This is a genomic window from Rhodoligotrophos sp. CJ14, assembly GCF_038811545.1.
Lineage (GTDB): Bacteria > Pseudomonadota > Alphaproteobacteria > Rhizobiales > Im1 > Rhodoligotrophos > Rhodoligotrophos ferricapiens.
On the sequence record NZ_CP133319.1, the window covers coordinates 4,627,859 to 4,645,206 of the forward strand.

General features: G+C 61.3%; 18 protein-coding genes and 1 tRNA gene. 6 read left to right on the plus strand and 13 right to left on the minus strand.

The window, feature by feature from the left end:
* Positions 1–36: 36 nt before the first annotated feature.
* From RCF49_RS21565 to RCF49_RS21575, 3 genes are read right to left on the minus strand one after another with little or no spacing between them, the layout of a single operon-like run.
* Positions 37–189, minus strand: a complete 153-nt coding sequence (locus RCF49_RS21565; protein ID WP_342641839.1) for a DUF3618 domain-containing protein — start codon at positions 187–189, stop codon at positions 37–39.
* Entirely contained in the window at positions 186–581 is a 396-nt protein-coding gene (locus tag RCF49_RS21570; RefSeq protein ID WP_342641840.1) for a phage holin family protein, read from the minus strand. The genes RCF49_RS21565 and RCF49_RS21570 overlap by 4 nt, the downstream gene beginning before the upstream one ends.
* Complete coding sequence (locus tag RCF49_RS21575) at positions 571–1,311, minus strand: hypothetical protein (RefSeq protein ID WP_342641841.1); 741 nt, start codon at positions 1,309–1,311, stop codon at positions 571–573. Before RCF49_RS21575 ends, RCF49_RS21570 begins: the two co-directional genes overlap by 11 nt.
* A gap of 1,067 nt (positions 1,312–2,378) precedes the next feature.
* Here RCF49_RS21575 and RCF49_RS21580 point away from each other — a divergent pair.
* Positions 2,379–3,536, plus strand: coding sequence for a GGDEF domain-containing protein (locus RCF49_RS21580; protein ID WP_342641842.1), 1,158 nt, complete (start codon positions 2,379–2,381; stop codon positions 3,534–3,536).
* A 51-nt stretch (positions 3,537–3,587) separates the two neighbouring features.
* On the opposite strand, the gene RCF49_RS21585 is transcribed toward RCF49_RS21580, so the two are convergent.
* The gene (locus tag RCF49_RS21585; protein ID WP_342641843.1) at positions 3,588–4,418 is read right to left on the minus strand and encodes an aldo/keto reductase; all 831 of its coding nucleotides are present in this window, start codon (positions 4,416–4,418) and stop codon (positions 3,588–3,590) included.
* Between the two features lie 703 nt (positions 4,419–5,121).
* Between RCF49_RS21585 and RCF49_RS21590 the strand changes: the two genes are divergently transcribed.
* Positions 5,122–5,331 carry a cold-shock protein gene (locus RCF49_RS21590; RefSeq protein ID WP_342641844.1) on the plus strand — a complete coding sequence of 70 codons (210 nt, stop codon included), beginning with the start codon at positions 5,122–5,124 and terminating at the stop codon, positions 5,329–5,331.
* Between the two features lie 306 nt (positions 5,332–5,637).
* On the opposite strand, the gene RCF49_RS21595 is transcribed toward RCF49_RS21590, so the two are convergent.
* The 4 genes from RCF49_RS21595 to RCF49_RS21610 all read right to left on the minus strand — a co-directional run bounded on the left by RCF49_RS21595 (position 5,638) and on the right by RCF49_RS21610 (position 9,869).
* Positions 5,638–6,759 carry an HlyD family secretion protein gene (locus RCF49_RS21595; protein WP_342641845.1) on the minus strand — a complete coding sequence of 374 codons (1,122 nt, stop codon included), beginning with the start codon at positions 6,757–6,759 and terminating at the stop codon, positions 5,638–5,640.
* Between the two features lie 9 nt (positions 6,760–6,768).
* Entirely contained in the window at positions 6,769–8,409 is a 1,641-nt protein-coding gene (locus tag RCF49_RS21600) for an MFS transporter (RefSeq protein ID WP_342641846.1), read from the minus strand.
* Positions 8,402–8,893: a MarR family winged helix-turn-helix transcriptional regulator gene (locus tag RCF49_RS21605; RefSeq protein WP_342641847.1), complete on the minus strand. Its 492-nt coding sequence runs from the start codon at positions 8,891–8,893 to the stop codon at positions 8,402–8,404. Before RCF49_RS21605 ends, RCF49_RS21600 begins: the two co-directional genes overlap by 8 nt.
* A 208-nt stretch (positions 8,894–9,101) precedes the next feature.
* Positions 9,102–9,869 carry a class I SAM-dependent methyltransferase gene (locus RCF49_RS21610; RefSeq protein ID WP_342641848.1) on the minus strand — a complete coding sequence of 256 codons (768 nt, stop codon included), beginning with the start codon at positions 9,867–9,869 and terminating at the stop codon, positions 9,102–9,104.
* A 106-nt stretch (positions 9,870–9,975) separates the two neighbouring features.
* Here RCF49_RS21610 and RCF49_RS21615 point away from each other — a divergent pair, with 106 nt between their 5' ends.
* Positions 9,976–10,161, plus strand: a complete 186-nt coding sequence (locus RCF49_RS21615; RefSeq protein WP_342641849.1) for a hypothetical protein — start codon at positions 9,976–9,978, stop codon at positions 10,159–10,161.
* 69 nt (positions 10,162–10,230) lie between these two features.
* Here RCF49_RS21615 and RCF49_RS21620 read toward each other — a convergent pair whose 3' ends face one another.
* From RCF49_RS21620 to RCF49_RS21630, 3 genes are all read right to left on the minus strand, one after another.
* The gene (locus RCF49_RS21620; protein ID WP_342641850.1) at positions 10,231–11,457 is read right to left on the minus strand and encodes a multidrug effflux MFS transporter; all 1,227 of its coding nucleotides are present in this window, start codon (positions 11,455–11,457) and stop codon (positions 10,231–10,233) included.
* Positions 11,450–11,911 carry a MarR family winged helix-turn-helix transcriptional regulator gene (locus RCF49_RS21625; protein ID WP_342641851.1) on the minus strand — a complete coding sequence of 154 codons (462 nt, stop codon included), beginning with the start codon at positions 11,909–11,911 and terminating at the stop codon, positions 11,450–11,452. Before RCF49_RS21625 ends, RCF49_RS21620 begins: the two co-directional genes overlap by 8 nt.
* Before the next feature lie 86 nt (positions 11,912–11,997).
* Positions 11,998–13,257, minus strand: coding sequence for an MFS transporter (locus RCF49_RS21630; RefSeq protein ID WP_342641852.1), 1,260 nt, complete (start codon positions 13,255–13,257; stop codon positions 11,998–12,000).
* Between the two features lie 368 nt (positions 13,258–13,625).
* On the opposite strand from RCF49_RS21630, the gene RCF49_RS21635 reads away from it, so the two are divergent.
* Together RCF49_RS21635 and RCF49_RS21640 are read left to right on the plus strand one after the other, a co-directional pair.
* Entirely contained in the window at positions 13,626–14,663 is a 1,038-nt protein-coding gene (locus tag RCF49_RS21635; RefSeq protein ID WP_342641853.1) for a trans-3-hydroxy-L-proline dehydratase, read from the plus strand.
* 1 nt (position 14,664) lies between these two features.
* On the plus strand, positions 14,665–15,783 hold the full coding sequence (locus tag RCF49_RS21640) for an NAD(P)/FAD-dependent oxidoreductase (RefSeq protein ID WP_342644261.1): 1,119 nt from the start codon (positions 14,665–14,667) through the stop codon (positions 15,781–15,783).
* A gap of 149 nt (positions 15,784–15,932) precedes the next feature.
* Here RCF49_RS21640 and RCF49_RS21645 read toward each other — a convergent pair whose 3' ends face one another.
* Positions 15,933–16,394, minus strand: a complete 462-nt coding sequence (locus tag RCF49_RS21645; RefSeq protein ID WP_342641854.1) for a nitroreductase family deazaflavin-dependent oxidoreductase — start codon at positions 16,392–16,394, stop codon at positions 15,933–15,935.
* 238 nt (positions 16,395–16,632) lie between these two features.
* Positions 16,633–16,707 (minus strand) — tRNA-Asn (locus tag RCF49_RS21650).
* Positions 16,708–16,865: 158 nt separating this feature from the next.
* Between RCF49_RS21650 and RCF49_RS21655 the strand changes: the two genes are divergently transcribed.
* Entirely contained in the window at positions 16,866–17,174 is a 309-nt protein-coding gene (locus RCF49_RS21655) for a hypothetical protein (RefSeq protein ID WP_342641855.1), read from the plus strand.
* Positions 17,175–17,348: the final 174 nt, after the last annotated feature.

Here is a 17,348-nt window from a genome sequence, read left to right on the forward strand (position 1 = left end):
GGGGGTTCTGACGGACCTGACGTCCGAGATTCTGAGTCATTTCGGCACCTTGGCCTCGCGGACATATGACCACATTTCATCGACGATCTGCCCGACCGATAGCCGGCTTTTGAGCTGATCTATGGTGCTGTCCAGGTGGGTCCTATGCTGTTCGGCCTCACGGGCCAGTCGTTCGGTTTCCATGCTCATTGCGTTTGCTCCCTGACGAGCTTGCTGTCCTTGCGAAACTGTTCGGCGGTCCGTGTAGGCGTCAGATTTGCCGGATCGAGGTTTTTCTTGCCCTTGTAGAGAAGAGCAACGCCGATCAGGGCGAGCACCACGCCCACGATGAGTGCGGCCCATCCCGGTTCCATCATCTTGGCAAGCGCGATCACCAGCGCCTGCGCCAGGACGATGAGCGCGACGAGCAGACAGATAGCGCCCGCTGCCAGCGACCCGCCGGCGATCTGAACCTGAGTGACTTTGTCCGACAGCTCCGCCCGAATGAGCCGTCCCTCTGCACGCAGCAGCTCCGTCGCCTCCTGCATGAGGTCGCCGAAGAGTTCAGGGACGCTCTTACTGGCGCGAGGCTCAACGGACATTGCTGCCTCCGGGTTGGTTCTCACGGGCAAGATACTCGCTCGTCGAATTGGTACCACTCACCCCGCTGTTTCCACCCGTCGGATTGTCGAGATCCATGCCGGCCGACTGCCCGGTCACCCCGGAATAGCGCGAGCCGCCTGAATAGCTCTCGCCAGCGGGATAGCTGCCCCGATCGAGATCCTGCCGATCATATCCCCGGCCGGATGATCTGGACGAATACATGGATCCATTGCCGGTCCTGCGGTCGTGCTCATGCTCATGCTCATGGGCTTGCGATGCGCGGGCAAACCGGCCGAGTGCGATGCCCGTCAGCGTCGCCCCGATCAGGAAGGCTGTGGGCTGTCGCCGCGCGAAGCTCGTGATCGAGCGTGCCAGGTCATCCAGACTGGTACCTTCGATAGCTTCCGCGGTTTGCTCGAGGCCCGATGCGGCGCGGCGCACCAGATCGGCTGCCATCGATTGATCCCGCTGGCCGAGTTCTTCGGACGCTTTGCGGACAGCGGCGGTGAAATCGCGAATGCTCTCGGTCGTCGCCGATTTGCCGCTCTCGATCGTCTCGCGCGCCATGTTCTGCACACCCGACACGACACCCGATGCGCCCTTCGACATCGCGCTCTTGGCATTCTCCATATCGTCCCGCACAGCGGTGTTCTCGCTGCCGAAGGTGTTTTTCGACTTGTCGCTGGTGGAAGTCTTCTGATTTGACGAGAAGCTTGCATCTGAGGCCATGGCGGTGCTCCTTTTAAGCAAGGCCGAGAAATGACAGGACGGCGAGAACGACCACGATGAGCCCGATGAGATAGATGATGCTGTTCATTCCTCGCACCTCTGATCAATGACCTCCGGACGGCATTGTCGCTGCGAGACGCCCGCTGATTAGGGCTTCCTCGCCGAGCGCTTGCCAACGTCCAGGCATGCGCCTGCACACCGCCGGCGATGCGAAGCGATTTGAGACGCCCATCGGCTGGTCCCGTCGCATTCACCGTCAGCGGAGGATGTCGCGGAAACAACTGAGGTTGCGGCGCGAGGTTCCCATTTTGTACGAGGGATCAGTGCGATTTTCGACGAGGAGCGGCATTTCGCGAGAGAGCGACCTCTAGCCGCCTTGTTGCGATAACTACTGAGGCGGTTGGATGTCGCTCGGGAGACGAGAACGACCACGCCCTGAGCAAGAGCGGTTTGGCAACTCCCGGAGAAGAGCGAACGGCCTCCCTGCGAGGCTAGACAGGAACGACTCTAGTCCGAGCCCGTTCGTCTTGTGTGTTGCCGCAGGAGGCGGCGATTTTCACGATCGCGCCGCTTCTCGCGATACCAGCTTAGGCCCAGCCATCCTGAGACGCCGAGACACGTAAGCATTAAGAGGAAAAGCACCATCGGATCGGCCTATCTCCCTGTCTGAGGCCTTCAGCGCACCACTCCGTAGTAGGACCAATCTGCGCCGAAACTGAGGCCGAGACGATTCTTTTTTGCTATGCAGCATGGAGGAGAGAGTTTGCCGATAAGCCGACGGGTTCTAAATGGGGGCATCTCGAGACCCGTCGGCCCGCGCGCGACCGAAGCCACGCGCGGGGTTATAAACGCGCCTCATTGGGATTCGGTTCCATAGGATTTCGAACAGCACGCCAAGCGGAACGACTATCCAGATCTCGTCTTTTGAATGACATCTGAGAGGATGCTCGGCGGCACTTTTGCGATGAGCGGCCACTGGCGTCGGCTGCTCCCATGCGCTATGTCCACCGCTTAAGCGGTGAGAGAAGGACCATTCCGCTTAAGCGAAGCCCGCCGATTTCAGAAGAATGCAGCTCGATTTTCTGACCCTCTACGTCATCATTCTTCTGAACTCACTGTCGCTCTGCACGATTTGGGCGGGCATCGTTTTTGCGTATCGTGGCTTGCCGGGCGTCAATCACTGGTTCGTGGCCTGCGTGATGACCACGGCAGGTGGCGGACTGCTTGCCCTTGAGGGCTATGGGCGGGCCTTCACTTTCGGCGGTATCGCCTTAGTGGTCGCCGGCTTCTGCCTCGTTTGGGTGGGTGTGCGGACCTTTTATGGTCTGCGAACGGATTGGCGTATATCGGTCGCCATCACGTTGGTCAGCCTGATCGCCATGTCCTTGGCGGGGCAGGGCAGGGCAAGCCAGAACGTGATCTATGCCGCATTCCAGATGATCCCGTTGGGCCTGAGCCTTGCTTGCCTTCTTCGACACGGGCGATGGAAACTGGGTGCGACCGTCGCCGCAATTGCGATGATCCTCGCTCTCATCGGACATGGCGCGGAAACCACCGAAAATCTGCTGCGGCTGACTGGTCACCTGTCGACGGAAGCCTATTATCGCGTTGCAGCCTACAATCTGCTGGCCGTCATTTTCGGGGGCAGCGTCTGGAATTTGGGCTTCCTCTTGATGACGATCGACCGGTTGCGCGGCAAACTGGCGGCGCTGGCCAATATCGACGAGCTGACCGGATTGCCGAACCGCCGCAAACTGATGGCCATGGCGAATGCCTGCATGAAGCGGGGACTACGCATTGGGCAGGGCTTCTCGATCCTGCTCATCGATGTCGACCGCTTCAAGGAGATCAACGATACCTATGGCCATGCGGCGGGAGATGCCTATCTGCGGCTGATCGGCGATATCGCCGCACGTCGCGCCGGCCCATTTGGAGTGCTGGGGCGGCTGAGCGGAGATGAGTTCAACGCGATCTTGCCGGGTTTGAGCGAGGCGGACGCCCGCGCTGTCGCCGACGACATCCAGCACATGATCGCCGGCCAGAAGCTGCTCTGGAGAGGGCAGGCAATCTCGACCACCGTAAGTATCGGCGTGGCGGAGTGGCGGCCCGAAGGCGGTATGAGCATCGACGCCATTTTCGAGCAAGCCGATCGCGCGCTCTACAGGCTCAAGCGAGGCCGTCACGAGGCGGCGGAGAGGCATGCGCGGCTGGAGCGGCTCGGTTGATGCCCGCCGCCCCCCTTGTGGTCGGTCCGGAGTTGCTCGGGCAGAGCTTAGTTAGAATGTCGCCGTGAGCGGATCCGGTCCGATCCGGCCATTCGGATCATCGAGCCTGTTGATCTGCTCGAGCTCCGCCTGATCCAGGCGGAAACCGAACACGTCGAAATTCTCCGCGATCCGGCTCGGCGTCACCGATTTCGGGATGACGATGATCCCGTTCTCAATATGCCAGCGGATGATCACCTGTGCCGGAGTTCGGTCATGCTTGCGCGCAATCTCGCGAATGACGGGATGATCGAGCAAGGTTCCCTGGCCAAGGGGGCTCCACGCCTCGGTCGCAATCCCAAGTTCTCGATGCGCCTCGCGTAAGTCGCGGCGTTGGAATCGCGGATGAAGCTCGATTTGGTTCAGCACCGGTCTGACATCGGTCTCGCGGACAATATGGCGGAGATGGTCGGGGTTGAAGTTCGAAACCCCGATCGAACGGGCCCGTCCTTCCTCTTTGAGACGGATTAAGGCGCGCCAGGTCTCCACATAGGCATTCCGGCGTGGCGCCGGCCAATGGATGAGATAGAGATCGACGTGATCAAGCCTGAGCTGCTTGAGGCTTTTATCGAACGCCCGGAGTGTCTCGTCATAGCCCTGATCATCGTTCCAGAGCTTGGTGGTAACGAAGATCTCGTTCCGCGGCAGCCCGGAATTGCGGACGGCCTCTCCGACCCCGGCTTCATTCCCATAGATGGCGGCCGTATCGATATGGCGATAGCCAACCCTTAGCGCCTCCTCGACCACATGGGCGGTCTGCGCCGCCGGCGTCTGCCAAACACCAAGGCCGAGTTGGGGAATGCTGTGTCCGTCATTGAGGGTGATGGAAGGAACATCGCTCATGGAGGATCCTCTTTGTATGATTGCCAGCGGAGGCGGCGGTGCGGATCCGGCGCAATATGGGGGCGCAACCCTTCCTTCAGCAAGAAGCCCGAGAGTGGTGGCGGCATCGGGCCGCTGCGCCGCGAAACTGTCATCATCCTGATGGATTTGCCAAATATCCAGCTTTTGAGCGCCCGTGATCTGGTGATTTTCGCTGATCGACCTATATTAGTGAACAGGCCGAACCGACCCTGGTGAGCGCTGTCTGCCTCAAGCCAAGTAGCGTGCACCATGTGACGAGAAAGGATTGTGGGTGGCTGTTCATCGCAAAACAACAATAGCGCCGCCAGTAGGTGTGCACCCCGAGCGGCAGCTGAGCGCATCGGAGAAAAAAGCGGCGGCGACAGACGCAGCGGCCCGTGCTATCATCAAGGCTGAGATTGATCGGCGGAACAGCAATACGGCCCGCTTGCGCGCGCTGCGCGCTGAAAAGGAGCGGCTCGAGAGGGAAACGCGCTCCTCGGGAAAAGCTGTTCGACCAAGGAAAAGACCGCAATCTTGACAGGTACTAGGGGATCTCTTATCTTGGATTTGTCGATCTTTTGTAGATGAAACTTCGTTACGACCACGCTTCTGCGTGCCGAGACAAGCTCTTCCTTCAAAAATCGCGCTAACTCTTGCTGTTCATCAGCAAGGAAGGAAAAATTGCTAGAAAGGGCTCGTCATGAGTACTGGCACCGTAAAGTGGTTCAATGCAACCAAGGGATATGGGTTCATTCAGCCGGATGACGGCGGCAAGGATGTGTTCGTTCATATCTCCGCCGTTGAGCGCTCGGGCCTGGATATGCTGCGCGAAGGCGACAAGCTGTCCTATGAGGTCGTGCGCGACAATCGCTCCGGAAAGTCTTCCGCCGAGCAGCTGAAGATCGCTTGATCAGACAGGAATACGTCTCGCCGCCGACCACGGATGTACTGGCGGCGGTTGAGAACGGGAAAGGTCGGATTATTCCGGCCTTTTTTCGTTTACGGGGATAGGCAAGTTTCGTTTGCGGGGAGGATAGGTCAGGCAGACTGGCAGCGCTCCCATATCCGGTCGCCTGCGTTTCTGGTGGCGCCGCCCGTCCCAACACAATCCCTTCCATGCCAATTGACCTCATGGCGACGCTTGCGCTCTCAGCGCGCGCCGAGGTCTCGCCTCGAGCCGCCGGCCGCTGCGGCCAACCAGGGACCAAGCAAGAAGCTAATCGTTGTTGCCCCGCGGCGTCTCATTCTGCGCAACCGGCGGTGAGGGCTGCGCCACAGGGGCCCCAGGCGTCGCCTCCGCTGCCGCGGTCGTATCAACGCTCACCACAACCGACATGCCCGGTGCGAGCCGCTCGGCCAGCGGTTGCCTGGGATCTATCGATATGCGCACCGGAAGTCTCTGCGCGATCTTCGTGAAATTCCCGGTGGCATTGTCCGGCCGCAACACCGAGAATTCAGATCCGGTCGCCGGCGCAAAGGCCTCGATATGTCCGGTAAGCTCTGCATGCTCCAGCGCATCCACGGTGAAGCGGACGGGCTGGCCGATTTTCATACCGTAGAGCTGGGTCTCCTTGAAATTCGCGACGATCCACTTGCGGTCGGGAACGAGCGAAGTGAGCTGGGTGCCGGCCGTCACATACTGTCCAAGCCGAACGCCGATTTCTCCGAGCCTGCCGTCTTGCGGGGCAGTGACGCGGGTGTTCTGCAAGTCGATTTCCGCAAGCTGCACGGCAGCTTCCGCATTCTGAATGGCCGCTTTCAGTGATTGCTGGTTGACGATGATCGATTGCAGATCCTGGCGTGCGACCTCAACGGCAGCCTGGGCCTCTTTCAAGCTCGCGCGGGCCTGCTCGAGCTCCGCCTTGGCCTGGTCTTCCGCCTGTTGGGTCGAGACGCCCCGCTTCAGCAGCAAGGCAACGCGCGCTTCGGTCGTCTGCGCTGTGTTGAGTGTCGCCTGGGCTCCCACAGCCTGTGCCTGGCTGGAGGCGAGCCTTGCTTCCGCTGAGCGCTGGTCCTGGGTTGCCTTGCTGAGGTTCGCCTGCTGGATGGCAAGCTGAGCCTGCGCCTGATTGAGCTTCTGAATAAAGATGCGATCATCGATGCGGACGATGAGATCACCCGCCTTGACCTGCTGGAAATCCCTCACGGGAACGTCCGTCACGTAACCCGCAAGCTGTGGGCTGATGATCGTGACCTGCCCACGCACATACGCATCTTCCGTGATCTCGGTGGAGCTGTGAAAGGGCGGCAGCCCCCAGGCATAAAGGACGAGCAATGCGCCGGTCACGCCGATAAGGATTATGCCGATGGTGCGGATGAAAGGAATGACTTTAGACATGATACGAGCTCAGGACGCCTCCGCAGCTTTTGCCGCCGGCAAGAGCAGGAGGCGTAATCTGCTCCAGATCACGGTGATCACGAGGCCGGCGAGCGCGAGACCTGCGATCACGGATATCAGGAGGAACGCGTCGTTATAGGCGAGGATATAGGCTTCCCGCGTCGCCTGCTGGGCAAGCAGCGCGCTGCCTTCCGCATTGCGCAGGATCGGATCAGTGAGGACCCGACCATGAGCGGCCCCAAGCTGATGGACGCGATCGGCAATGATGGGCGAGGCCAGTGTGATGTTCTCAACAAGCTGATTGGAGTGGAACTTTTCTCGCAAGGTGACGAATGTCCCAAACGCGGCCGATCCGATCAGTCCGCCCAAGCTCTGGGTCGCCAGAAACAGCATGATGAAGCTGGTGATATAGGTGGGTCCCTGTTTGAGCGTCTTCGTGAAACCCGCCATCATTGCCGGTGGCAGGAACAGCCCGCCGCCATAGGCAATGAGCCCTTGGCTCATATACATATTGGCAGGCCTCGTCAGGTTCGTTGAATGAGCATCCATGAAGGCACCCACGGTGATGCAAGCCAGCGCCACCGCGTGAAGGACTGAAACACGCTCGATGTTGAGGAGGGCGGCACTCGTCAGCCCGCCAAGGATCGTTGCGGCGAGAATGACCAGATAAAGCGTTTGGCTCTGCTCGTTCAAAAGGCCGATATTCTGGAAAAGTCCGATTGCGCCGGAGGTCTGTTCCGAGAGCACGATGCGAAACACCAGGAGCACGATCGCGAAATGGAGGATCTCTGGCGTCATCAGCCAGCGCAGATTGATGAGCGGAGATTCGCGATTGATCTCGATCGCAGCAGCAAGGGCAAAGGCAATGATCGACCCGGCAAGGCACACGCCGAGCCACGGTGCCTCGAACCACCAATAGAAGCGGCCGAGGCTGAGAACCACTGCCAGCAGGCCGAAGCTGATCCCGATCAGGGGATAGCTGACGAAATCCAGCCAATGCAGTACCTTGGTTCGGGGAACAGGCGTGAGCGGCAAGAGATAGACGACCGCCAGCGACAGCAGCGCGAGCCCGATCTCCAGCATGTACAAGCCGTGCCAGAGCCCGATATCGATGAGCGGTGGCGAGATGAGCCGCGCAATTGAGGGGCTGGCCGCCGAGCAGGTCAAGGCAAGGCTCAGACCCCATGTCATCTTCCGCGCGGCAGGAAACGCATCGAGCATGTAGAGAAAGCCAAGTGACGAGATCGGCGAAGCGGCAATCCCCGCCACGAAGCGAACCGCGACCGCCGATGGGAGGTCGCGAACGAACAGGTGCAGCAGCGCGACCGCCGCGAAGACGGCGATGCTGATTTCGGCGAAGCGCCGCAGGCCGAACTGGTTGCGGATCTTCACGAGCAGAATGGCAAGGCTCGCATTCGGTGCCGTATAGGCGGCCAGCAGCCACATCGTCTCGTTGAGGCTCGCACCGAGCGAGCCTTGGATCTGATAGACATTGGCCGCCACGAGGTTCATGCCGAACCCCTGCGTGGTCCAGAGCAGCACCGAGGCGGCGATGCAGCTCACCGATCGGATGAGCGGTGGGGCCGGTGCTGGGGCCGGGGCAGCACCTGGCGCGGCAGCCTGTTGAGCGCCTGGTTCAACGTTACTCATGTGGAACCGTCTCGCTGGAGACATTTTCAGCCGGCAAAAGATCGTTGCCCGTCAGAGCCTCTATATTGCGGATCACCTGATCGAGAACCCGGCTGGCGACGACGAGATCCGCTTCAGCGATATCTCTGAGAGCGAGATGCCGCATTTGACTTGCGGCGTGATCGACCTCGGCGACCTGGCTGCGGGCATTCTTGGTCAGCATGACTTGCTTGGCCCGCCGGTCCCCCTCGACCGGCTGGCGCAGAATCAGTCCCTGCTGCTGCAGCTTGTCGAGCAGCCGCACGACAGTGGGTGTTTCCAGCTCTAGCAGCCCCGCAAGTTCGGTCTGATTGACCGCACCCGCTTTCGAGAGAAGGAGGAGCAGGCGCGCACGCGATAGCGTCAGCCCATGCGTCCGGATCAGGCTGTCGAAGGTGGTTTGGAGCTTGCGGGCGGCGAGTGAGAGGTGGGTAAGGAAACCGGCCTCGAGCTGCGAGTGTGACATCGTAAATAATGCTGATTTGTAGCATGCTAATTATCTGTTGATTATATGATAGGCCATCGTGGCCATGCAATATGGTCGTGACAACTCGCCTCTTCTGTGGCGAATGTTCTCTTAACGTTCGAAGCTCGCTAGATGCTCAGTTGGAAGAGCATTTTTTGCTGTTCCTGAAACGTTACGGGAACGTTAACCGATCTGTTAAAATGCGTCCCTAAAGCTTTCGGCAGGCAAACGCGCGTGTTTCATAGGGGAAGACCACCTCACGCTTCCCAGCCAGCGCCGGGGTGCTGGCGATGAGCTGATTAAGCTGTGCGACGATAGCAGCTTGCTCTTGGGCGGGCAGGGCGGCGATTGAGCTTGTGGAAAGGACGCGGTCGATGATGACCTGCTGTGCGGGACCGCGATGGCTATGCGGGATGACGAGCTCCTCCAGGGGACCGAAGCCATCGGCGGGAAATATGCAGCGCCACTCGCCGGTATAGACCTGCGGGGTCTCGCCCCGATAGGGCGCAACGATTGCTGCGAGCGCCGAAACCCAACTGACCCGCCGGTCTTGCAGGTTCCAGACAAGCCCAAGCATGCCACCGGGCTTCAGCACCCGATGGATTTCAGTCAGCACCTCGGCTGTTGCGAACCAATGGAACGCTTGGGCGCAAAGCACCGCGTCCACACTCGCCGCAGGAAGCGACATCGCCTCCGCCGTGCCGACGCGCGCATCGACGTCCGGCAGCACCGCCATAAGCTTCGCCCGCATGGCATCGACCGGTTCAACCGCGATCACCGATGCGCCGGTGCCGAGGAGATACCGGGTAAACTTGCCCGTGCCCGCGCCGAGATCGACGGCGATCTTGTCGGGCCCAAGCCCGATGACCTCGGTGAGCCAGCTGGAAATCTCCGGCGGATAGTCTGGCCGTCCGCGCATGTAAGTGTCCGGGCTCCGAGAAAAGCCTTGCTCCGCATCCGGGTGTATGGGGCTCATCGCTGCTCCGGTCGATGGTCGTTGTCGATGTTTCATTGAGCGCGGATCAAATCGTCCCGTTCAAGGGTTCTCCATTGGAAGGCGAACAGCGATCAGGAGTTGGCTGATGGAAAGCGAGGACCTGGGTGGTCTCTGGTGGCTCATTATGGATGTGGTGCTGGTCATCATCCTGGCGGCGGCGATCATTTACGGCACCATGCGTTGGCGGCGGAGAAACCGGTCTCCGCAACAGCAGCAGCGCACCGACCGCGCTGTGAAGGACCACTATGAATCACCTGACCGACAGGGTTGAACGGGGGCCGTTGCGCGTGGGTCGACCATGGCTATGCCCGCAGAGGCCCATGCTCCGAGGCCACCCAATCTATGCGGCCGCCTTGGGCTGGTGATTGCGTAAGGCAATCCAGAAAGAGCTTTGGCCGATGACGCCCGCCGCGGCCAGCACGAGGGCCGTGGTGAGCGCGGGATTGTCGCCGAGCCCCGCAACCGCTGTGCAGATCGCACCAATTGCCATTTGCGAGAAGCCATAGAGACCTGATGCCGATCCGATGACGTGAGGATTGACGCTGACGGCCTTGGTGAGCGCGAGTGGTGAGGCAACCCCGGCGCCGACCGTGAACAGGAACACACATCCGACAGCCCCGCCGACGGAAAGGTGACCGGACAGGACAATCGCGAGGAAGGTGATTGCCGCCACCACGCTGACCAGATTGCCCGTGATCATGAGACGATCAAGCGCCACCTTCGAGATCAGGCGGCTCGTGAGAATGTTCCCGAGCCACACGCCGAAAATCAGCAGCGCGAGATAGGCACCGATTTCGTGATCGGGGCGGCCGAGCTGATTGACGAAGATGAAGGGCGCCGAGGCAATGAAGGCATAGGCCGAGGTCGTGGCACAGCCCCCGCCTATGGCATAGCCGATAAAGGCGCGCGATCCCAGCAATTGCCCATAGTTGCGCGTGAGCGACTGGCCTTCGCGCTTTGACGGCTGGCTGGTCTCCGGCAAGAGCCATGCGGCCAGCACCAGCGTCAACAGACCCAAGGCGCAAAGCGTATAGAAGATGGAGCGCCAGCCGATCATGGTCGCCAGCGCCCCGCCGACGACCGGCGCAAGCCCTGGCCCCACCATCACGATGAGGTTCATGAGGGCGAGCCTGCGGGCGGCATCCATCGTGCCACCCGTATCCCGGATGATGGCCCGCCCGAGCACCAGGCCGGAACAGCCGCCAAGCGCTTGAAACAGACGGCTGACGATGAGCGCATCGGCGCTGGAGGCCAGAGCCGCAGCCAGGCTGGCAATGGCGTAGAGCCCGAGCCCGGCCATCAGAACCCGCCGCCGGCCGAACCTGTCCGAAAGGGGGCCATAGATGAGCTGGCCCGCGGCAAGCCCGACAATATAAAGGCTTACCGTCATCTGCATGGCGCTCTTGCTCGCCGCGAGCTCGAGCCCGGCACTGGGCAGCGCCGGTACGAAGATGTGCATGGCGAGCGTGCCAGTGAGCGTCACCAGCGCGACGAGCCAGAGGGGCGCCGATGGAAAGGGGCTGGGGCGTGCATCGAGCCGCGAGCGATTGGCCACCTGATCAATCAAGGCCTGCCTCCTCGCTCGGGCCAAGCTTTGCACAGATATGGTCGAGCACACGGAAGGTAATGTCCAACTCCTCCGTGCTCAGGCCCGACAGCACCTCATCCCGGACCTGCGCGGAGATGACTTCGACCTGCGCGACCGTTTCCCGGCCGAGCTGGGTCAAGGTGATCGTCTTGGCCCGGCGATCATTGTCACCCTCGCGGCGCTCGACCAGCCCGCCTTGCTCCAAGGCATCGAGCAGGCGTACCACCGACGAGCTGTCGAGTGCCAGAGAAGCAGCAAGATCCTTCTGCCGCATAGGTCTTGCTGCACGCGCGAGATGCAGGAGAGGCAGCCATGTGGCTTCGGTTAATCCGAAAGGCTGCAGCCGCTTGTCGACCGCGCGGCGCCACTGCCGGGCGGTCTGTCCGACGAGCGCGCCGAGATTGCGAGGGCGCTGTATTACTGAGGAATTCATGGGATAACGATAATGGCCATATAAATAGATGATATCCCATCTATTTGTGCCTGAGCAGCCGCGAGGCACTGCGTCCGGTGGCCGCACTATGTCGGACTGTCTTTTTCGGTTGCCGCGGCAAAGCTGGGATGCATGGGGGAGGCAACCGGCGGCACTTTGATGTCTCCCGCATCCGGCCGTGGCTTTCTGCTCATGCGGACCATGAGATAGACCGCCACCAGCAGGGAGAGAGCGCCGACATAGGCAAGGAGGCCCTGTGGGCCGATCACTTCCATGACGCTCGTTGCGGCAACCGGCCCGATGCCCGCGCCCGCCGCCCACAGAAACAGCAATCCGGCGGACAGGCTGACCGCGTGCTCGCGCCCGACCCGCAGATAGGCATGCGCGACCGCCACTGTATAGATCGGGATGCCCCCTGCGCCGATCACCAGGAACAGCCCGTAGAGCCACACATCCGGCGCGCGTCCGGTGAAAAGATGAATGCAGCAGAGCAGCAGCGATGCGCCGAGCACCGCAAGCACGGCTGTGCTCATGACCAGGCGGCTGTCGAACCGGTCGGCAAACCACCCCATGGGCCATTGCGCAACCAGCGCACCGATCTGAACGCTGGCCGTGAGGAGAATGGCAGCCGATTGATCAAGCCCGATGAGAATGCCATAGGCTGGCGCGACACTGGTCAAAGGTCCACCGACCAGGCCCACATAAAGGCAGCCGATCACGGCCGCTGGCGCCTGCTGCCAGAGCATTCGCAAATTCACGGAGATGATCTCAGTGAATTCTGGTCCATGCGCCCGGGTGAGGCCGACGGGGATAAGAGCGAGCGAGAAGGCAGCGCTGACCAGCAGAAACACGTTCTCGGTCTCAACCGCGATATACCCGACCGCCACCTGCGAGCCGATGACCACGAGCCTTGAGAGGATCTGATAGAAGCCGAAAATCCGGCCGGTATGGCCCGATCGGGCCTGTCCGCTGATCCAGCTTTCGATACAGATGCCATGGCCCGCCGCAGCGCAGCCCATCAGCAGCCGCGCCGGACCCCATGCCTCGACCGGCATGACCGGGAAGCTCAGCGTGAGCGCTGCCTGGAGCGCGGCAAAGACCGCGAAGCCCCGAATATGGCCGATGCGGCTGATGAGGCTGGGAATCGCGAAGCAACCGGCGAGATATCCCACCGAATAGGCTGATCCCACGAAGCCGATCAGCAGAGGTGGCTCATTCTCAAGCGCCATGCGCAAGGGCAGTACCGTCTGCATGACCGTGTTGGCCATCTGCAGCACCAGCGCGCCGGTGATGATCGCACTGAGCGCGGCAACGGCACTTCCTTCCGTTCGGGCACTCAGCACCATGGCAGCCCTGGGGGAAGGACTGAGTAGCATCTTAGAGGTGCTATCGGAGAGGATACTGGACGTGGCCGGCGATCACGGAGTCCATAGCCGCGCCCTGACAGAAACGAATCTTCCAACGATATTCCCCGCCGAAAGAGCTGCCCGGACGAAATGCAGCGCAAACGACCGGTCCTGCGCCCGACAGCGTCCGTTTCTGCTTCGGTTCTGACGGGCGGAAAGGACGGCATCTGTCGCTCGGAGGCCAAAGGATAGCTCATGGCGGTTACCGATTGCAAAACTTTGAGTTAAGACCGGGATTCGTCAGGCCGCAGTCGTGATATAGGCTTGCTTTGGCCCTGAGGAACACAAGCGAGCCGGGGAGCCGCCCGATGCGCACGAGCAAAGTGGTTCATATCGTCAATTGCCATGCGGAAGGCGAGGTGGGTGACGTCATCGTCGGCGGCGTGGCCCCGCCACCAGGCGAAACCCTGTGGGCGCAGTCTCGCTTCATCGCCCGCGATCAGAACCTGCGCAATTTCGTGCTCAATGAACCCCGCGGCGGCGTCTTCCGTCATGTGAACCTGCTGGTGCCCGCCCAAAATCCCGCAGCTCAGATGGGCTGGATCATCATGGAGCCGGAGGATACCCCGCCCATGTCCGGCTCCAACGCGATCTGTGTTGCAACCGTGCTGCTGGAGACCGGCATCATCCCGATGACCGAGCCGCAGACGCGCCTGGTGCTTGAAGCCCCTGGCGGCCTGGTCGAAATCTTGGCCGATTGCCGGAATGGCAAGGCCGAGCGCATCACCGTGCGCAACCATCCATCCTTTGTTGATCGGCTTGATGCACCTCTCGAGGTTGAAGGCTTAGGGACGCTGAAGGTCGACATTGCCTATGGCGGTGACAGCTTTGTGATCATCGATGGGCGGGAGCTTGGCTTTGCCATCACGCCCGATGAGGCGCGTGAGCTTGCCGAGACGGGCATGCGCATCACCAAGGCCGCCAACGAGCAGCTCGGCTTCCGTCATCCGCTCAACCCCGATTGGGACCATATTTCCTTCTCCCAGATTACCGCGCCCGTGGCGGAGGAGAACGGGGTCAAGACCGGCCTGAACACGGTCGCCATAAGGCCGGGCAAGCTTGACCGCTCACCCACCGGAACCGGTTGCTCGGCGCGCATGGCGGTGCTGCATGCGCGCGGGGCGTTGCGTCCAGGCGAGAGATTCATCGGCCGCTCGATCATCGGCTCTCAGTTTGACTGTCGCATCGAAGGGGAGACAATGGTGGGCCCAACGCCCGCCATCATTCCCGCGATCAGCGGCCGCGCTTGGATCTATGGCACCCATCAGCTGATGCTCGATCCCGCCGATCCCTGGCCTGCCGGATATCGGCTTGCCGATACCTGGCCCAAGCTCGAAATCGCCTGAGATGCTCGTTCTCGTCATCGGCGCCGGCGTGATCGGGCTTGCGACTGGCCGCGCCCTGGCCTTGCGGGGGCACGAGGTGATTGTCGCCGAGGCATCCGACGCGATCGGGTCAGGTGTCTCCTCGCGCAATTCCGAGGTGATCCACGCAGGCATGTACTATCCCTCGGGCTCACTCCGCGCGCGCCACTGCGTCACCGGCCGGAAACGCATCTATGCGTTCTGCGAGAGCCACGGCATCCCCCACCGGCGCTGTGGCAAGCTCATCGTGGCGACCTCGGATGAGGAGGCAGCGAAGATTGCGGCCATCCACGACCAGGGGCGCGCCAATGGTGTCGAGAGCCTGGAATGGCTGGATCGGTCACAGGCGGTGACACTAGAGCCTCAGCTGAATTGTACGGCAGCGTTTCTGTCGGCCGAAACCGGCATTCTCGACAGCCATGCCTTCATGCTGGCCTTGCAGGGCGAGATCGAGGATGCCGGCGGCGCCATCGCCTTCCTTACACCGGTCGAGGCGCTGGGACGCTCTCGGCAAGGCTGGCTGGTCCGTTTCGGCGGGGCGAGCCCCGGCGAAATGCTGTTCGATGCCGTGGTCAATGCTGCAGGCCTCGGCGCGCCTGCCATTGCGCGGGCAACAGACGCTTATCCGGCCGAGCGCGTGCCCAAGCTGGTGCTCTCGAAGGGCAATTATTTCGGCTATTCCGGCCGGCCGCCATTCTCCCGCCTGATCTATCCCGCGCCCGTGGATGGCGGATTGGGCATTCACCTCACCCTCGATATGAGCGGGCGGGTTCGCTTCGGCCCCGATGTTCAATGGATTGATCAGCTTGACTATACGGTCGACCCTGAACGCGCGCGCCAGTTCTATACCGCCATCCGCCGATACTGGCCGGGCCTGCCGGATGGCAGCCTCTTTCCTGACTATTGCGGCATTCGTCCCAAGCTGACCGGTCCCGGCATGCCGGCCGCCGATTTCGTGATCGAAGGTGAGGCCGAGCACGGGCTCGACAGGCTCATCATGCTCTTTGGCATTGAAAGCCCAGGCCTGACCTCCTCCCTTTCGATCGCCGAGGAGATCGCAGATCGATTGGAGGACAGACCGGCTGCCGCGCTCGAATGGTAGGATCTAGCATAGGGCTTCAAGACAGCATAGGCTCAGGGCCTTGCCTATACCGGGCAATATAGGGCCGCGCAGTCGATCATCTCGTCCGCGGCAGTCTTGTTGCCCGGTTCCAGCCTAGCTTGGCTTGGCCAAGCGAAAAGCCTCTAGGTCTACTGGATGGGATCCAGCACAACCACCGGTATCTCGCGTTCGGTCTTGAGCTGGTACTCGGCATAGGGTGGCCAGAATTCGAGCGCCTTTTCCCAAAGCCTGGCGCGTTCCTCGCCGGTCGCAGTCCGGCCCCGTGCCTTGATCTTGCGTGTGCCGACTTGAATTTCGACTTCGGGATTGGCGAGGATATTGAGATACCATCCGGGGTGCTGGGGTGCGCCCCCTTTCGAGGCGACGACGAAATAGCTGCTGCCAGTGGTTCCGTAATAGAGGGGGAACACGAACTTCTCGCCAGACTTGCGGCCGGTTGTGGTCAGCAGCAGCGATGGTACCGTGATCTCGCCACGTCCTGGCAGGGTGGTCTTGTACATATGCCCGTCGGTTCCACCGCTCGCGAGATAGCGCCTGGCGTGCTCGACCATCCAGTCCGGCAGGTTCGTGGCAAGTTTCGCTTCAGCCATCATACCCTCCTTCAAAACCTCGAATGAGTATAGCTCCGCGCAATCGATCGGCCAAATGCTGTGTGCCTTTTCGGCTCAGATGCGCGGCACAGGACGGGCAGCCTTTAGTCGAAGTGGGCCGGGCAGAACCGAGGCTCGGGAGCGTAGCCCGGGAACGAGCTTGAGCAGTCCGTCTCCGGACAAAGCGCATGCGTGAAGCGCAGCTGCACTCCGGGTGTCGGTTATTTGTTGAAGAGAATGGCTCCGCGGGTAGGATTCGAACCTACGACCAGCCGGTTAACAGCCGGCTGCTCTACCACTGAGCTACCGCGGAATGGACGGAGCGGCTTGCACCGCTTCAGCGTCAGTGCGACCCCTATACCAATGCTGCTCGCGAAAGCCAAGTGCAAAGGCGCAAATTTCGGCCGACAAAAATGAGCGCACCCACCCCCATGTCTTGTTGCGGCTATGATCGGTCACTAGATCATTGCCATGGCCCATTTGCGCTACCGCGACAAGTCCGTTCCATTGCCGAGATCCCGTCTGGCGCGCATTGCCATCGGTGCGGCGCTCGTCATTGGGGGAACACTCGGCTTTCTGCCGATTCTCGGTTTCTGGATGGTTCCCCTCGGGCTCTTGGTTCTCTCTTTCGATTTGGCGCTCGTCCGGCGCGGCCGCCGGCGCGCAACCGTATCTCTTGGCCGGCCCATCAAGCGCCGCTGGCCGCATTTGTGGCATCGGCATGTCACCGAGGCAAAGCCCCATATCTGCCCGAACGCCGAGGAACCCTGCCCCAAATAGCAGCGGGCCTGCTCGCGATTGCGTCACTGCGGCGCCGATGTAACGCCCACCAGCCCCGGTCTCCATGCGAGCTACACACGATTGGCACGTTGATTGCTTATTCTCTCTCACGCGGAACGATCTCCGGGGAGGGAGAGATGCTGTACGCTGTGCTTGCAATTTGCGTAGGGGTCG

What these genes read in the sequence shown, in the direction of transcription:
- RCF49_RS21565 (WP_342641839.1), bottom strand. Translation starts at nt 189, where the DNA reads ATGAGCATGGAAACCGAACGACTGGCCCGTGAGGCCGAACAGCATAGG.
- RCF49_RS21570 (WP_342641840.1), bottom strand. Translation starts at nt 581, where the DNA reads ATGTCCGTTGAGCCTCGCGCCAGTAAGAGCGTCCCTGAACTCTTCGGC.
- RCF49_RS21575 (WP_342641841.1), bottom strand. Translation starts at nt 1,311, where the DNA reads ATGGCCTCAGATGCAAGCTTCTCGTCAAATCAGAAGACTTCCACCAGC.
- RCF49_RS21580 (WP_342641842.1), top strand. Translation starts at nt 2,379, where the DNA reads ATGCAGCTCGATTTTCTGACCCTCTACGTCATCATTCTTCTGAACTCA.
- RCF49_RS21585 (WP_342641843.1), bottom strand. Translation starts at nt 4,418, where the DNA reads ATGAGCGATGTTCCTTCCATCACCCTCAATGACGGACACAGCATTCCC.
- RCF49_RS21590 (WP_342641844.1), top strand. Translation starts at nt 5,122, where the DNA reads ATGAGTACTGGCACCGTAAAGTGGTTCAATGCAACCAAGGGATATGGG.
- RCF49_RS21595 (WP_342641845.1), bottom strand. Translation starts at nt 6,759, where the DNA reads ATGTCTAAAGTCATTCCTTTCATCCGCACCATCGGCATAATCCTTATC.
- RCF49_RS21600 (WP_342641846.1), bottom strand. Translation starts at nt 8,409, where the DNA reads ATGAGTAACGTTGAACCAGGCGCTCAACAGGCTGCCGCGCCAGGTGCT.
- RCF49_RS21605 (WP_342641847.1), bottom strand. Translation starts at nt 8,893, where the DNA reads ATGTCACACTCGCAGCTCGAGGCCGGTTTCCTTACCCACCTCTCACTC.
- RCF49_RS21610 (WP_342641848.1), bottom strand. Translation starts at nt 9,869, where the DNA reads ATGAGCCCCATACACCCGGATGCGGAGCAAGGCTTTTCTCGGAGCCCG.
- RCF49_RS21615 (WP_342641849.1), top strand. Translation starts at nt 9,976, where the DNA reads ATGGAAAGCGAGGACCTGGGTGGTCTCTGGTGGCTCATTATGGATGTG.
- RCF49_RS21625 (WP_342641851.1), bottom strand. Translation starts at nt 11,911, where the DNA reads ATGAATTCCTCAGTAATACAGCGCCCTCGCAATCTCGGCGCGCTCGTC.
- RCF49_RS21630 (WP_342641852.1), bottom strand. Translation starts at nt 13,257, where the DNA reads ATGGTGCTGAGTGCCCGAACGGAAGGAAGTGCCGTTGCCGCGCTCAGT.
- RCF49_RS21635 (WP_342641853.1), top strand. Translation starts at nt 13,626, where the DNA reads ATGCGCACGAGCAAAGTGGTTCATATCGTCAATTGCCATGCGGAAGGC.
- RCF49_RS21640 (WP_342644261.1), top strand. Translation starts at nt 14,665, where the DNA reads ATGCTCGTTCTCGTCATCGGCGCCGGCGTGATCGGGCTTGCGACTGGC.
- RCF49_RS21645 (WP_342641854.1), bottom strand. Translation starts at nt 16,394, where the DNA reads ATGGCTGAAGCGAAACTTGCCACGAACCTGCCGGACTGGATGGTCGAG.
- RCF49_RS21655 (WP_342641855.1), top strand. Translation starts at nt 16,866, where the DNA reads ATGGCCCATTTGCGCTACCGCGACAAGTCCGTTCCATTGCCGAGATCC.